Origin of the sequence: Arthrobacter livingstonensis, from assembly GCF_003219815.1 — a bacterium.
In the GTDB taxonomy this organism is placed as follows: domain Bacteria; phylum Actinomycetota; class Actinomycetes; order Actinomycetales; family Micrococcaceae; genus Specibacter; species Specibacter livingstonensis.
Window position 1 is genome coordinate 45,289 of sequence record NZ_QJVD01000004.1, and the last position, 15,151, is coordinate 60,439.

Here is a 15,151-nt window from a genome sequence, read left to right on the forward strand (position 1 = left end):
CGGGGTTTCTTATACGTCGGGCCGATGGCGGGGCTTGCGCACAATCCCGCGCACAATTGTGGCGGCTCAGGCGGCCCCGCACTCCGGGCACAGGCCGTAGATCTCCACGGTGTGCTGGACCTGGGTGAAGCCGTTTTCCGCAGCGATCCGGGCCGCCCAGCTTTCCACGGCCGGAGCCTCAACCTCCACGGTCTTGCCGCAGCTGCGGCACAGCAGGTGGTGGTGGTGGCTCGTGGCGGAACACCGGCGGTACACGGATTCGCCCTCGCCGTTGCGCAGGGTGTCCACCAGGCCCTCCTCCGCCATGGAGGCCAATATCCTGTACGTGGTGGCCAACGATACCCGCACGTCCCGCTCATACAGCAGGCGGTGCAGTTCCTGCGTGCTGACAAAGTCCTCCAGGCCATCCAGCGCGGCGCTGATGGCCAGGCGCTGCTTGGTGACGCGCTGCTCCTTCACCGGCACTTCCGACATCCTGCCAACCTGCTTTCACTTACGTTTCACTTGCTTTTCGCTCAATAAACCAGACTATCGCACCGGGCTGAGGAGTTGCCGGCCGGGCACGGCGCCCTTGGCCCGGTTCCGCCACCGGCATATGCTGGCACCATGCTGATGACCAAATACACCCATGCCTGTGTCCGGCTTGAAAAGAATGGCGCGGTGCTGGTGATCGACCCCGGCGTCTTCTCCGAAACCGATGTGGCGCTGGCTGGTGCCGACGCCATCCTGATCACCCACGAGCACGCCGACCACATCGACCAGGACGCCGTCCTTGCCGCGCTGGCTGCCAACCCCGGACTGCCCCTCCACGCCCCGGCCGTCGTGGCGGACGCCCTGCGCGCCGCCGCGCCGGACGCGGCCGGGCAGGTCTACGACGCCGCTGCCGGTGACACCTTCACGGCCGCCGGCTTCACCATCCGCTGCTTTGGCGGCCAGCACGCCCTGATCCACCCGTCGATCCCGGTGGTTGCCAACGTCGGCTATCTGGTGGACGACGCCGTCTACCACCCAGGTGACTCCCTGATCGTTCCGGCCGGGGTTCAGGTGGGCACGCTCCTGGCCCCCGTCCACGCACCCTGGTCGAAGGTCGCCGAAGTAGTGGACTTTGTGGTCTCCGTGCGGGCAGCCAAGGCGTTTCAGATCCACGACGGCCTGCTCAACGAGACCGGCTTGGCCTTCACCGAGTCCCACATCGCCCGCGTGGGCGCCGAGCACGGCACGCAATTCCGGCATCTTGCCGCCGGCGAGTCAGTGGAGCTTTAGCCCCTGGCCTAGCCGGCCCACACCCCCGTCGCGAAGAACTCCCGGATGGTGGCCAGGTGTGGTTCCGGATCCAAGCCCTTTTCGGCCAGCCATGCGGGGCTGTTGTAGCTGCCCGCATACCGCTCGCCGCCGTCGCACATAAGCGTGACGATGCTGCCCTGTTCGCCCTCGGCCAGCATCCTGGCCACCAGCGGCCACACGCCCCACAGATTGGTGCCCGTGGAGGGGCCGGCGTGGAGCCCGGTGAGTTCTCCAAAGTGCATCATGGCGGCCACCGAGGCGGCGTCCGGGACCTGGGCCATGGCATCGATGACGCCGGGCACAAAGCTCGGTTCCACCCGCGGGCGGCCGATCCCCTCGATGCGGGAGGACGTCCCTGTCACCACGGACAGGTCACCGGACTTCCAGGCCGGGTAAAACGCGGAGCCTTCCGGGTCGACGACGGCCAGCCGGGCGGTGTGTCCGTGGTAGCGGATGTAGCGGCCGATGGTGGCCGAGGTCCCTCCCGTGCCGGCGCCCACCACCACCCACGACGGTTCAGGGAAGCGTTCGTGGGAGATCTGGCTGAAGATGGATTCGGCAATGTTGTTGTTGCCGCGCCAGTCGGTGGCCCGCTCGGCGTAGGTGAACTGATCCATGTAGTGCCCGCTGGTTTCGGCGGCGATGGCAGCAGCTGCCGAATAGACCTCACCGGCCTGGTCGACAAAGTGGCAGCGGCCGCCGAAACTCTCAATAAGCGCAATCTTTTCCGGACTGGTGCCGCGGGTCATGACCGCCACAAAGTCCAGTCCCAGCAGCTGTGCAAAATAGGCCTCGGAGACGGCGGTGCTGCCCGAACTGGCCTCCACCACCGTGGTGCCTTCGTGAATCCAGCCGTTGACCAGCGCAAACAGGAACAGCGAGCGGGCCAGGCGGTGCTTCAGGCTGCCGGTGCGATGGCAGGATTCGTCCTTCACATACAGGTCCACGCCCCAGTTCGGCGGCAGCTCGACCTTGTACAGGTGCGTGTCCGCGCTGCGGTTGTTCTCCGCCTGAACCTTTTGCATCGCCTGGTGCGTCCAGGCCCGTTGCGCCGCTTGCTCAGTCGTCATGAAGCCAGCGTAACGCGACGCCATGCACTGTCCTGCGCCGTGAAGGGCGCGAAGTTTGCGAAGGATGGGCAGCCCGGGACTAGATTTGAAATGCACCACCTGATTTTTTAGCGTTGTATTGCAAAGGAGCACACATGCCCGTCCTGATGAGCGCCGCCACCCTCAACGAGCGGCTGACCGCCGGCCGGCGCACCGTGCTGTTGGATGTGCGCTGGGTCCTGGGCGACCCGCACGGCCATGACCATTACCTTGCGGGCCACCTTCCCGGCGCCGTCTTTGTTGACCTTGCCACCGAGCTCTCCGGCCGGGGGGAACCGCGTGACGGCCGCCACCCGCTTCCCGCCGGCGCTGATTTTCAGGCGGCCGTGCGCCGCTGGGGCATCAAGGCCGGGGACACGGTGGTGGCGTACGACGATTCCGGTGCCGCGGCCGCTGCCCGTGCGTGGTGGCTCCTGGGCCATGCCGGCATTGACAACGTCTTCCTGCTCGACGGCGGACTGGCGGCCTGGCGCGCTGCCAACCTTCCGCTCGCCCAGGGCGAGGTCGAAGCGGAGGCCGGTGACGCCGTCGTCCGTTTCGGGGCAAGGGACACCGTGGACACCGACGGGGCCGGCGCGTGGGCGGGCATCCTCCTGGACGCCCGTGCGGGGGAGCGGTTCCGTGGGGAAACGGAGCCGGTGGACCCGCGTGCCGGGCACATCCCCGGCGCCGTGAGCGCGCCTACCACGGAGAACCTGGCGCCGGGCGGGACGTTCCTGCCGGCGGGAGAGTTGAGGGCCAGGTTTGCGGCGCTGGGCGTGCGGAAGGGCTCGGAGGTGGCCGTGTATTGCGGTTCCGGCGTGACGGCCGCCCACCAGATCGCGGCCCTGGAGATTGCCGGATTCACGGCGGCGCTGTACCCGGGGTCCTGGTCCGCGTGGTCAAACCGCCCCGGGATGCCGGTGGCGACGGGACCCAACGGCGATAGGGTTGGGGCATGACGCAAGCAAAAGCATACGCGGCCACCTCCGCCACGTCCGGACTTCACCCCGGCACCATCGAACGCCGGGAACCGGGCCCCGGCGACGTTGAGATCGCCATCGACTTTTGCGGGCTGTGCCACTCGGACGTCCACACCATCCGCTCCGAATGGGGACCGGCCAAGTACCCGCTGGTCCCGGGCCACGAAATTGTCGGCACCGTCACCCGCGTGGGCGCCGGCGTGGTCGGCTTTTCGGTGGGGGACACCGCGGGCGTGGGCTGCATGGTGGACTCGTGCCGCGAATGCGACTCCTGCCTGGAAGGCTTTGAGCAGTACTGCGAGAACGGCAACACCGGCACGTACGGCGTGGCCGACCGACGCAACGGCGGCGCCATTACGCAGGGCGGCTACTCGTCCTCGATTGTGGTGGATGAGAATTACGTGCTGAAGGTGCCCTCCGGGCTGGACCCTGCCGGCGTTGCACCGCTGCTGTGTGCCGGCATCACCACATACTCGCCGCTGCGCTACCTGGACGTTCAGGACGGCGACGCCGTGGGCGTGGTCGGGCTCGGCGGCCTGGGCCACGTGGCCGTCAAGATCGCCAAGGCGCTCGGCGCCACCGTCACTGTCTTCACCACCTCCCCGTCCAAGGCTTCCGCGGCATTTGAATTGGGCGCGGACTCCGTGGTGGTCTCCTCCGACCCCGCACAGATGGCCGGCGCCAAGGGCACGCTGAACGCCATTATCGACACGGTGGCGGCCGTCCACGACATCAACCAGTACCTGCGCACGCTGGCCCGGGACGGTGCCCTGATCCAGCTGGGCCTGCCCCCGGCGAAGATGCCGCCGGTGGAGCCCGGACTGCTGATCCGCAAGCGCCTGGCCTATGGTGGATCGCTGATTGGCGGGATCGCCGAGACCCAGGAAATGCTGGATTTCTGCGCCGAGCATGGCATTGTCTCCGACATTGAAATGGTCACCGCAGCTGGGCTGGATGAGGCTTACGACCGCATGGTGGCCGGCGACGTCAAGTACCGGTTTGTGCTGGACAACTCGACCCTTTAGGAGCATCCCTTGAGCACCCTGTTCACGAAGATCATCAACGGTGACATCCCCGGCCGCTTCATTTGGAAGGATGACGACTGCGTCTCCTTCCTCACCATCGGGCCACTCACGGACGGGCACGCGCTGGTGGTGCCGCGCCTGGAAGTGGACAAGTGGACGGACGCGGCGCCGGAGCTGGTCACCAAGCTGATGGCCGTGGCGCAACTCATCGGCCAGGCCCAGGTGTCCGCCTTTGGAGCGCCGCGGGCCGGGCTGACCATCGCCGGCTTTGAGGTGGAACACCTGCATGTGCACGTCTTCCCGGCGTACAGCCTGGCGAACTTCGACTTCGGCACCGTGGACAACAACCCGGACCCTGCCGCGATGGACGCGAATGCCGAAAAACTCCGGGCAGCCCTGCGCGACGCCGGCCACGGCGAGTTCGTCCCTGACTCCTGAAACCGACGCTCCCTCACTTTCGGGGGTGTTTTTGGGGACGCTCCCTTACCCGTCGGCATCCGGGCCGACAATGCTGCGGGAGCGTTGGTGGAAAGTGCCCCGGAGCAGCGGGAGCGTCATCAGTTGAGACGAGGGAGGGCATGTGTCTTCGAATGCCCGCGACGAATTGATCGGAGCCTTGGCCGCTGAGACACCGGCCAGCGGCCCGGGGTTCACCCTCGTGGCCGTGGACGGTGTTGACGGGAGCGGCAAGACGACGTTCGCGGCGGCCTACGCGGTGGCCTTGGCTGCCCTCGGACACCCGGTGGTTCTCATCCACGCCGACGACTTCCTCAACTTGCGGGCCGTCCGGCACCGGCGCGGGCGCGACTCGCCGGAGGGCTTCTGGCTCGACAGCTACGATTACGCAGCCCTGGAACGCGACGTCCTCGTGCCGTTCGGCCCGCAGGGCGACGGCGCATACCGCGCCGCAGCCTCCGACCACCGCCTGAACGTGCCCTTGGATTTTCCCCGCGTGCAGGCCGGCAGTGGCACCCTCTGCATTGTGGAGGGCATGTTTTTGCACCGCGACGAACTGGCTCCGCGGTGGGACTATTCCGTGTTCCTTGACGTGCCGTTCGCTGAAACAGCCCGGCGCATGGCCCTGCGTGATGGAACCCCGGCAGACCCTGAACACCCGGACATGGGCCGTTACGTTCAAGGGCAGCGGTTGTACTTCGCCGACGCCAGCCCGTGGCTGCGCGCCACGCAGGTAGTTGACAACACGGATCCGGCCGCCCCGCGTTTGATGCCAAACCAGGGCAACGTTCACCTACCCACCGATGCTCCCTAAGTTTCGGGGCATTAAGAGCAGACGATCCCTCAGCAGGAGAGGGAGCGTTCGTCAATACGGCCCCGAAACTGAGGGAGCGTTCGATGGGGGCGGCGCCTACCCTGCCAGGGCCTTGGCCAGCGCCGCGCGGACCCGCTTTTCCGAGACCGAATACGCCGTCCCCAGCTCCACCGCAAACAAGCTTACGCGCAGTTCCTCAAGCATCCAGCGCACGTGCTCCAGCCCCCCGGTGGATCGCTGCGACGGCAGCAGTGCCGCCACGGCGTCGTCGTATTCGTCCTCCAGGCGCTGGACGGCGGCCATCGACTGGCCGTCCCGGGCCACATTGGACGGCAGCTTCTCCAGCCGGCGCTCAATCGCGGCCAGATAGCGCGGGAGCTGACTCAACTGGGCAAAGCCGGTCTTCGCCACAAAGCCGGGGTAGACCAGCAGCTCGAGCTGCTGCCTGACGTCGTTGAGGGCGCTGATCAGCGGCAGGCTGTTGCTGGCCCGCAGCGCCTTGTCGATGCGCAGCTTGGACGCCAGGACGCGTTCGACGACGGCGGTCACCGAGAATACCGAGTCGAAAAGTTCCGCCCTGACCACCTCATACAGGGCGTTGAAGTCCTTCTCGTTCCAGGGCAGTTCCGCCGGGGTGAGCTTGTCGATTGTGGCCAGGGTGCAGTCCGCAATCAGCTCCGCCACGCTGCCGTGCGGGTTCTGGCTGAACGTCAGCTTCTCCGTGTTGCTCAGGTGGTCCAGCACGTACCTGTCCGGCGACGGGACGCGCAGTGCCAGGAGCCGGATGACGCCACCGCGCATGGCGGATTCCTGCACATCCTGGCGCTGGAAGATGCGGACGCCTGCCGTGGCGCCCTCGTCCACCAGTGCGGGATAGCCGGTGACGGTGTGGCCGGAAACGAGCCGCCTGACCTCGCGCGGGACCGTGCCCACACTCCACGCCGTCAGGCCGGAGCGTTCCCGGATCCCCACGGTGTCAGCTTCTGGGCCTACGGCCCCGAGGGACCCGTCACGTGGGCTCACGGATCGGCCCGGGATGTTCGACGACGGACCTCCGCCTGTCGCCGTTGGCGCACCCGGCGCCGTGGTCCCGGCAGCGTGCGTGCCGAGCGGGGCGCGCCCGGCCTGTGTCGTCTTCGGCGTGGCACCGAGCTGTTCGGCGATGGCGCGCCGGGTGGCGCCGGCCAGCTGCGCCTGCAGCCCGGCCAGGTCCTGCCCCTCCTCCAGGATGCGCCCGTCCTTGTCCACGACCTGGAACGTCATGCGCAGGTGCGAGGGCACGGCGTCCCAGTTCCAGGAGCCCGGTGGGATGACGTGGCCCCTGAGCCGGCGCAGGGCCAGCTCCAGTGACGGTTCCAGGGGGTCGGCGGAGGGGTTGAAGTCAGCGGCCAGCGCGGCCGCTGCCTGCCGACCCATGTCGGGGGCGGGGATGAAGTTCTTGCGCACCGACTTGGGCAGCGACTTGATCAGGGCCGTCACCAGCTCGGCGCGCAGCCCGGGGATCTGCCAGCGGAACGGGGCCTCGTGCAGCTGGTTAAGGAACAGCAGCGGCACCTGCACCGTCACGCCGTCGGACGGGTTGGGAACAGAGCCCGGAGCGGTGGGATGGAATTCGTAGGACAGGGGCAGCTCAAATTCGCCCTCGGTCCAGATCTTCGGGAACGCGGTCTCGTCAAGCTCGGGCTCTTCGGCCATGACCACGTGCGTGTCAAAGTCCAGCAGTGCCGGGTTATCGTGCCTGGCGTCCTTCCACCACTTGTCAAAGTGCCGTTCGGAGACCACCTCGGACCCCACTCGCCCGTCGTAAAACTCAAAGAGCGCCTCGTCGTCCACGCGCAGGTCGCGCCGACGCATGCGTGTTTCCAGTTCCTCCACCTCGGCCAGCAGGGCCTGGTTGCGGTGGAAGAACTTGTGGTTCGTGTGCCAGTCGCCCTCCACGAGCGCATGCTGGATGAACATCTCGCGGCTGAGTTCCGGGTCGATCCGGCCGTAGTGGACGCGGCGGTCCGGCACGATCGGCACCCCGTACAGGGTGACCTTCTCGTGCGCCATGACGGACCCCATTTTCTTGGACCAGTGCGGCTCGCTGTAGGAGCGCTTCACGAGTTCCGGCGCCACCTGCTCGGCCCACAGGGGATCGAACTTGGCAGCCACGCGCGCCCACAGCCGGGAGGTTTCCACGAGTTCGGCGGCCATGACCCAGTCGGGCGACTTCTTGAACAGCGCCGAGCCCGGAAACACCATGAACTTCGTCCCGCGCGCCCCGGCATACTCCCGCTTGCGCTGGTCGTAGAGGCCGATGTGGCTCAGCAGCCCGGTCAGCAGGCTCATGTGGATGGCGTCGTGGTTTGCCACCGGGTCTATGTCGTTGCCGGACACCTTGATGCCCAGCGGCTTCGCCATCTGCTTGAGCTGCGTGAATAAATCCTGCCACTCGCGCACGCGCAAATAGTTGATGAATTCCGCCTTGCACAGGCGCCGGAACGCGCTCGAGGACAGCTCGCCCTGCTTTTCCTTGATATACCGCCAGAGGTTAAGGAAACCGGTGAAGTCGGAGTTCGCATCCACGAAGCGCTTGTGTTTTTCGGTGGCGAGCTGCTGCTTGTCGGTCGGCCGCTCGCGCGGGTCCTGGATGGTCAGGGCGGCCGCGAGCACCATGACTTCAGCGGCCACACCGCGTTTCGCGGCCTCCACGATCATCCGGCCCAGCCTCGGATCCACCGGGAGCTGGGAGAGTTGGCGTCCGACGCCGGTGATCCCGCCTTGGGCGTTCACCGCACCCAGTTCGCGCAGCAGTGTCACGCCGTCGGTAATGGCCCGGGAGTCCGGGGGCTGCACGAACGGGAACTTCTCCACGTCCTTGGGCCCCTTGGCCACACCCATGGCAGTCATCTGGAGGATGACGGCTGCCAGGTTGGTGCGCAGGATTTCAGGGTCGGTGAACTCGCTGCGGGCGTCGAAGTCCTCCTCGGAGTACAACCGGATGCAGATGCCGTCCGAGACACGGCCGCAACGGCCCGAGCGCTGGTTCGCCGAGGCCTGGGAAATGCGTTCAATGGGCAGGCGCTGGACCTTGGTCCGGTGCGAGTACCGGGAGATGCGGGCAGTGCCGGTGTCAATGACGTACTTGATGCCGGGCACGGTCAGCGAGGTTTCGGCGACGTTGGTGGCCAGCACAATCCGCCGGCGCGGGCCGGGCGTGAACACCGCGTGCTGCTCGGCCAGCGACAGCCGGGCAAACAACGGCAGGATCTGGACGTCGCGCAGCCGCGGCTTGGTCTTAATCCGCCCTGCCAGTGCATCGGCAGCGTCGCGGATTTCCCGCTCGCCGGAGAAGAAGACCAGGACGTCCCCGGGGGCTTCGCGGGAAAGCTCGTCCACGGCGTCACAGACGGCGTCCAGCGGATCCCGGTCCTCCTCGCTGTTGCCGCCGTCAAGGTGGCGGTCGGCACCCGTCCCGGAGTCGTCGTCGTCCGCCCCGGATAGCGGGCCGCTGAGTGGGCGGTAGCGGATTTCCACGGGGAAGGTGCGCCCGGAGACCTCCATGATGGGTGCGGGGCCATCGGCGGAGGCGAAGTGCTCGGCGAAGCGCTGGGGGTCGATCGTGGCCGAGGTGATGATGACCTTCAAATCCGGGCGCTGGGGCAGGATCTGGCGCAGGTAGCCGAGGATGAAGTCGATGTTGAGGGATCGCTCGTGCGCCTCGTCGATGATGATGACCGAGTATTTGCGCAGCAGGCGGTCGCGCTGGATTTCCGCCAGCAGGATGCCGTCGGTCATGATCTTGATCTTGGTTTGCGGGCCAACGTGGCCGGTGAAGCGGACCTGGAAGCCGACCTCCGCACCGATTTCAACGTCGAGCTCGCTGGCGATGCGCTCGGCGACGGTGCGCGCGGCAAGGCGGCGGGGCTGCGTGTGGCCAATCAACCCCTTCTCGGCCAGGCCCAGTTCCACGCACATTTTCGGGATCTGGGTGGTCTTTCCCGATCCCGTCTCGCCGGCGATAATGGTGACCTGGTTGGCGGCGATGGCGGCCATGAGATCCTCGCGGCGTTCCGAGACGGGAAGCGCGGCGGGGTAGGTGATAGTCAAAGTCATGGTGCCACCCAGTTTATGCGGTTATTGCCGGGGCGTCCCGTTCGGGGGTCACGGCAAGACCGCCGGCCCGGCACCAGGCCCGCGTCCCGGTGCCCGCACGGCGGTGCGGATGGTCAGGGCCGCCCTGGCCGCCAGAACCAGAAGCACGACGCCGGCCACCGCCAGTGCGGCCCCCGCACCGGCACTTGCCACGCCCAGGGCAAAAAGGGGCTGCAACGGACCGGCCCCGTCCGGGGTGGCGGCGTTCGCAGCCGCGGCCACGGGGCCGCCCGCCAGCAGCGCCGCAGCCCCGAAATAGGACAGCAGCGCGCCGAGGCCGAAGCGGACTGTGGCCGTTGCGGAAATCTCCCGCCAACGCCGGTCCAGGCCCGCCATCCGGGGGTCGGGCAGCGCCGGGGCGGAAGCGATGCGGTACAGGGCCGCGTACGTGGACCCGGCCAGCGCCACGGCCACCAGCATCAGCGGGACGCCGTAAAACCAGCCCGGAAACTGCGCCTCCACCATGGTGCCCGGGGCCGAGACGAACAGCACCCGGTGGTGGCCGCCGTCGTCCGCTGAGGAGGCCAGCCCCGTCGCCACCAGAAACGCAATGAAAGCGAGTGCCGCGGCCCCGGGCAAAATGGCGGCCCCCCGGCGGGAGATGCGCTGCGGCGCGTTGGTGGGGCCAGGGGCCCGTGGGCCGCCGGCCGTTCCCGCGACGGATGCGGCCCGGTCCCGACCCCGGGGCGGCGCCGTCCTCGCTGGCGGCAGGGCGGAGAACATCAGCAGTCCGGCGCTCGCCGCCAGGCCGAGGTTGAGGGCAAGGGCAAAACCGACCGTGCCGCTGAGCGCGACGGACGGCCGGAACAGGATTAGAAACATGGCGGCGGCGAAAACCACGGCTGCAGTGTCCCGCACCCGTGCTGCACCCATCGCCCTGTCCTCGGCCTGGCGGGTCGGCGCCGCCGTTGAACCGGACGTGATTGCCCGGGCGGCACCTCTGCGCGGCACCCAGCGGGCGGCCGCGGACACGGCAAGCGCGGCCAGGACGGCGATTAGGAGCGGGACAAGGAGGCGGTTCATGGGCAGGCCTTTCGTGTACAGCTCCATTCACGCATGCAGCGGCACCTGCCGCCCAATCCGGGCATCGGGCGGGTCCGAACGGCGTGAAAGGATTGAGGCATGAGACCGCCACAGGAAACCCTTGTAACCCTGTCCGTTGGAGGGAGTGACTTCCGGCTGCGCAGGGCCGCCGAGTCCGACGTCGCCGGCATCGTTGATCTCATCGCCCGTGACCAGTTGCGGGCCGCGGGGGAGTCGTTCGCCCCGGAGCGCCGGGCCCCGTACCTGGCCGCCTTTTACGCGATCGACGCCGACCCGGCCCAGCTGCTGTGCGTGGCGGATGACTCTGAGGGCGCGGTCGTGGCGACCATGCAGCTCACGTTCATTCCCGGGCTCGCCCGTTCCGGGGCGCTGCGCTTGCAGATCGAGGCCGTCAGGGTTGACGGGGCGCTGCGCGGCAACGGGCTTGGCTCCGCCATGATGGGGTGGGCCGTTGACGAGGGGCGGCGCCGGGGTGCGGCCCTGGTGCAGCTGACGTCGGACGTGTCGAGGAAGGACGCGCACCGCTTCTATGAGCGGCTCGGATTCGTTTCGTCCCACGTTGGGTTCAAGCTCGTTTTCTAGTCCTGTCGAGTTCAGGCTGAACACGCGGAGGCCGGGTCCCTACGCTGAGGCCGGCGGGACGGGGCGGGTAGTGGGCGCGGCGTGTGCGTGTTTGACGCTGGAGCCCGGGGGTGGTGTTGCCCGCGAATGACCATTTTCCTTCCTGCACAGCGGCAACGTCGATGCAGCCTTCCTTGCGGTCTGCCTCACCGTGGACTGGCCTGCTCGAGGGTGCTGCTACCGCCAACCTATCCGCGGCTGGTTTCGATCACGAGCCATGGCACCAGATGCGTGGGATGGTGGCTTGAAATGGCATTGTTGCCCCGTTTGTTCCTGCACAGGGGGTGCCGGTCGGGAGGTTGTTGGCGGGCCGGCCCTCGATTGGCTGTTTGCGGTTTGTTTGTCAGTCCCTTCTTTTAGAATAGACGTAGCAGAGAAGCTAATGGTTTCCGTACAAAGTTCCCACTTTGGGGCAGTAGGAAACCGGGGTTCAACGGCAGGGGGTGGGCGCGATGGCAGCACCGGAATGGCACGGTGAGAATCCCACTGGCGCCTCTGATGCCCCTGCCATCCTTGTCCCGGCGAAGCCTCAAGCCACCTTTGTCCCGGCAGGCGCTGCTGGCGGCCGGGACGGTGCTGCTTCGGTGGTGGCGGCAGCGGGGGTGTTGGTGGGATTGTGCGGCGGATTTTTTGATCCGATGGTGTTGGCGCAGTTGGATGCGGCCCTGGCCCACCAGCTTGCCGCGACAGCCCGTGAGCGGTCCGCTGAGGCCTCCGGGCTCGTGGAGCGGGGTGTGCGGGAGAGCCGGTCCGTGGCGTATCTGGACCAGCAGGCCCGCCACGCCTCCGCGTGCCGGGCCGCGGCCACCCGGGCCGGACAGCTCGCCGGGGCCGCCACCGAGGTGGTCACCGCGTTCGGTGGGAGGGCCACCGGGGCGGGCTTTGACCAGGGTGTCGTCGACCAGGTCTACGGGGCGGCACTGGTGGACGTGGTGGCCCGACTGGAGGAGGCCAAGAACGCGTTGACGGCCGTGCAGGTCCAGGCTGAAACGCTCTTTGCGGCCCAGCAGCGCCTGGCGCAGGCCAGGGCCGGGCTGCCCAAGGCCAAACTGGGCATGGGCGTGGCCCTGCAGATCGGGCTCGCGCGGCACGAATCTGCCCATCGCGGCCGCCAGCACACAGAACTGGCCGCCGTCCTGGTCCGGGAACTGCCACACACCATGAATGCGATCACGGCCGGGGTGATCGGCGAGGACAGGGCAAGGATCGTGGCCACCGAGACCGTTTTCCTCTCCGCAGGGCACCGGGCGGAAATTGATGCGCTCATCAGCGCCGACCACGATAAGCTCGCCGCCATGGGGTCCCGGGAACTCGCCGCGGCCGCCCGCAATGCTGCGTACCGGCTCGAGCCCGAGGTGTTCACCAAGCGCCGGGAGAAGGCAGTCACTGACCGGCATGTCTCATTGCGCCCGGCCGCGTACGGGATGACCCTGCTCAGCGCCCTGATCCCGCTCAAGCAAGGCGTGGCCATCTACAACACCCTCACCCAGGTTGTCGATACCGCCAAGGCAGGCGGCGACCCGCGCGGGAAGGGCCAGCTCATGGCCGATGCCCTCATTCACCGGCTGACCCGCCACGCCCCCTGCGACCAGGGCGCCGGCACTGTCGGCGATCACCGCGGCCCGGCGCCAAAGGACCCAAACCCGGCAGGCGCGGGCCAGGCAGCCACGCACCAGGCAGGCGGCCTGGGGCCGGTCGGTTCGCCTGGCGCAGGCCTGGGGCCGGTCGGTTCGCCTGGCGCAGGCCTGGGGCCGGTCGGTTCGCCCGAGGCAGGCAGCGACTCCCAAACTGGCGGCCCCGGGTTGGACCGGGACGCCGGGACCGGCGGGTTCGGCCAGCCCGGCTGGGCCGCACCACCGCCCCGTGGCGCCGGGCTGTGCACCACAGTCACCGAACCGTCCATCATGCTCGAACTCGTCATGACCGACCGGGCCCTCTTCGACGGCGCCAACGATCCCGCCATTCTCGTGGGGCATGAACCCATCCCGGCGCCCGAGGCGCGCACCCTGGTCCTGGGTCCCGAGACAGCCAGCCCCGACACCAGTGCGGGCACGAACACCGGAACAAACAGCGGCGCCAGTGACCCGGCGGATCCTGCTGATCCCATTGGTCCGGAGGGTCCGGCGGGTTCCACAGGACGCTTCTCACCGCAAGTGTGGCTCAAGCGCCTGTTCACCCATCCCGACAGCGGAGCCCTGCTGGCCATGGACTCACGCGCCCGGCTCTTCCCCGCGGGACTGAAGGAATTCCTGCGCCTGCAATACCAGCGCTGCGCCACACCCTACTGCGACGCTCCGATCCGCCAATACGACCACATCAAGTCCTGGGCCGCCGGCGGCGCCACCACCACCACCAACGGCCAGGGCCTATGCACCGCGTGCAACCAGGACAAGGAAGCCCCCGGCTGGAAATCAGAACCCGCCAATGGCACGAACCCCGGCGAAGCCCTGCCACAAACCACCATCACCACCCCCACCGGCCACCGCTACATCACCACCGCGCCACCTCTGCCCGGGCCCACCCGCCACCAACGCCCTCGACGAAACCAAACCAGACGATGCTGAAGGCCTGAAATGCTGAAGGCTCAGACAATGCCGACTTCCCCCGGAATGGGACGACCCAGACGATTCGGAAGGCTCAGACAATGCCGACTTCCCTGGAGGCTGAAAGGACAGTTGATGACATCCAGGCAGTGTGAAGTCCTGGACCCTGCCGATGACGCCCCGTACTCCGCAGCTTCGACCGCCGAAACAAGGCCGATTCACCCTTGGCGCATGGAAGGATCCTGCGGACGGGGACATCCGGATCGAGGCTCACCGCTGTCGAAAGCGCCTTCGAGGCACGGATTTGTCTGTCGAGGTTCAACTTGATTCCGCCACCCATGCGTCTCAGTGGGCCGTGGCTGTGGTTCCTCAGGTAGCTCCGGCGTTCGCTATGGAAGGGATGCTTTTATCCAGGACGGTCAGCAGCAGGACAGCGATGCCGATGCCGCCGATCACCCAGGCGAGTGTGTGGAAGCCGCTGTCCCTGGCAGCCTGGCCAAAGGTGAGGCTGATCAGGCTCGCCGAAAAGATGGCGCCGATGTAGCTGAAGGTCCTGAACAGCCCGGAAGCGACGGCGATATCGCCGGAGGAAGTTTGAACATAAAGGGCTGCCTGGTTGGCGAAGCCGCTGAAGCCATTGCAGAAGCCAAACAGAAGTGTCATGCCGACGATCACCGGAATGCCGGAATCATGGGTAATCGCCATCATCATGACGGCGGTCAGGATCAGGGCTGCGCCGGCAAGGGCCAGCGGGATCCGCACCCAGCCCCTGGCCGAGACCACCCGCGCTATCACGATGCTCACCCCCGACAGTGGAAGCAGCACGAGCCCTACTACGGACGGTCCCAGCCCTGCGCTTTGCTCCATCCACTGGCTGGTTCCGTACAACGCCGTGTAGGTGCCCAACCCCACGATCAGCTGGCGAACGTAGGTACGCTGCAACGGCCGGTTGCGCCCCAGCATGCGGACGTCGATGAGCGGCTGGTGGGCATGCCGTTCCCAGATAATGAGTGTCGCACCAAGGACCAGCGCGATGCCGGCGAGCCACCATCGTGGCGATGCCAGGCCCGACAGGAATACCAGCAGGCCAGTAACAGTGCCGGCGAAGAGGACGATGCCGGGGATGTCGACGGCCAGCCAGCAAACCCTTGGCATC

At 67.5% G+C, this 15,151-nt stretch carries 12 protein-coding genes; 7 read left to right on the forward strand and 5 right to left on the reverse strand.

All coding sequences use genetic code 11. From position 1 onward, the window contains the following. Positions 1-66: 66 nt before the first annotated feature. Positions 67-474, reverse strand: a complete 408-nt coding sequence (locus CVV68_RS04970; RefSeq protein WP_110499913.1) for a Fur family transcriptional regulator — start codon at positions 472-474, stop codon at positions 67-69. Positions 475-606: 132 nt separating this feature from the next. Between CVV68_RS04970 and CVV68_RS04975 the strand changes: the two genes are divergently transcribed. Beyond that, positions 607-1,263, forward strand: a complete 657-nt coding sequence (locus CVV68_RS04975) for an MBL fold metallo-hydrolase (protein WP_110500066.1) — start codon at positions 607-609, stop codon at positions 1,261-1,263. 8 nt (positions 1,264-1,271) lie between these two features. Here the strand turns inward: CVV68_RS04975 and CVV68_RS04980 are convergent, their stop codons facing one another. Beyond that, the gene (locus CVV68_RS04980) at positions 1,272-2,354 is read right to left on the reverse strand and encodes a PLP-dependent cysteine synthase family protein (RefSeq protein ID WP_110500067.1); all 1,083 of its coding nucleotides are present in this window, start codon (positions 2,352-2,354) and stop codon (positions 1,272-1,274) included. Positions 2,355-2,488: 134 nt separating this feature from the next. Between CVV68_RS04980 and CVV68_RS04985 the strand changes: the two genes are divergently transcribed. The 4 genes from CVV68_RS04985 to CVV68_RS05000 all read left to right on the forward strand — a co-directional run bounded on the left by CVV68_RS04985 (position 2,489) and on the right by CVV68_RS05000 (position 5,650). Further along, positions 2,489-3,334, forward strand: a complete 846-nt coding sequence (locus CVV68_RS04985) for a sulfurtransferase (RefSeq protein WP_110499914.1) — start codon at positions 2,489-2,491, stop codon at positions 3,332-3,334. Then, positions 3,331-4,380 carry an NAD(P)-dependent alcohol dehydrogenase gene (locus tag CVV68_RS04990; protein ID WP_110499915.1) on the forward strand — a complete coding sequence of 350 codons (1,050 nt, stop codon included), beginning with the start codon at positions 3,331-3,333 and terminating at the stop codon, positions 4,378-4,380. Before CVV68_RS04985 ends, CVV68_RS04990 begins: the two co-directional genes overlap by 4 nt. 9 nt (positions 4,381-4,389) lie before the next feature. After that, the gene (locus CVV68_RS04995; RefSeq protein WP_110499916.1) at positions 4,390-4,818 is read left to right on the forward strand and encodes an HIT family protein; all 429 of its coding nucleotides are present in this window, start codon (positions 4,390-4,392) and stop codon (positions 4,816-4,818) included. 142 nt (positions 4,819-4,960) lie between these two features. Beyond that, positions 4,961-5,650, forward strand: coding sequence for a nucleoside/nucleotide kinase family protein (locus tag CVV68_RS05000; protein WP_211320724.1), 690 nt, complete (start codon positions 4,961-4,963; stop codon positions 5,648-5,650). A gap of 96 nt (positions 5,651-5,746) precedes the next feature. Here the strand turns inward: CVV68_RS05000 and hrpA are convergent, their stop codons facing one another. Further along, a complete protein-coding gene (gene hrpA, locus CVV68_RS05005) occupies positions 5,747-9,748 on the reverse strand; it encodes an ATP-dependent RNA helicase HrpA (protein WP_110499917.1) in 4,002 nt (1,333 codons plus the stop codon). Positions 9,749-9,796: 48 nt separating this feature from the next. After that, the gene (locus CVV68_RS05010; RefSeq protein ID WP_146238826.1) at positions 9,797-10,810 is read right to left on the reverse strand and encodes a hypothetical protein; all 1,014 of its coding nucleotides are present in this window, start codon (positions 10,808-10,810) and stop codon (positions 9,797-9,799) included. 99 nt (positions 10,811-10,909) lie between these two features. Here CVV68_RS05010 and CVV68_RS05015 point away from each other — a divergent pair, with 99 nt between their 5' ends. Both CVV68_RS05015 and CVV68_RS05020 read left to right on the forward strand, forming a co-directional pair. After that, positions 10,910-11,413, forward strand: coding sequence for a GNAT family N-acetyltransferase (locus CVV68_RS05015; protein WP_110499919.1), 504 nt, complete (start codon positions 10,910-10,912; stop codon positions 11,411-11,413). Positions 11,414-11,904: 491 nt separating this feature from the next. Next, entirely contained in the window at positions 11,905-14,016 is a 2,112-nt protein-coding gene (locus CVV68_RS05020) for an HNH endonuclease signature motif containing protein (RefSeq protein ID WP_110499920.1), read from the forward strand. A 348-nt stretch (positions 14,017-14,364) separates the two neighbouring features. Here the strand turns inward: CVV68_RS05020 and CVV68_RS24135 are convergent, their stop codons facing one another. After that, complete coding sequence (locus CVV68_RS24135; RefSeq protein WP_245933346.1) at positions 14,365-15,150, reverse strand: MFS transporter; 786 nt, start codon at positions 15,148-15,150, stop codon at positions 14,365-14,367. Position 15,151: the final 1 nt, after the last annotated feature.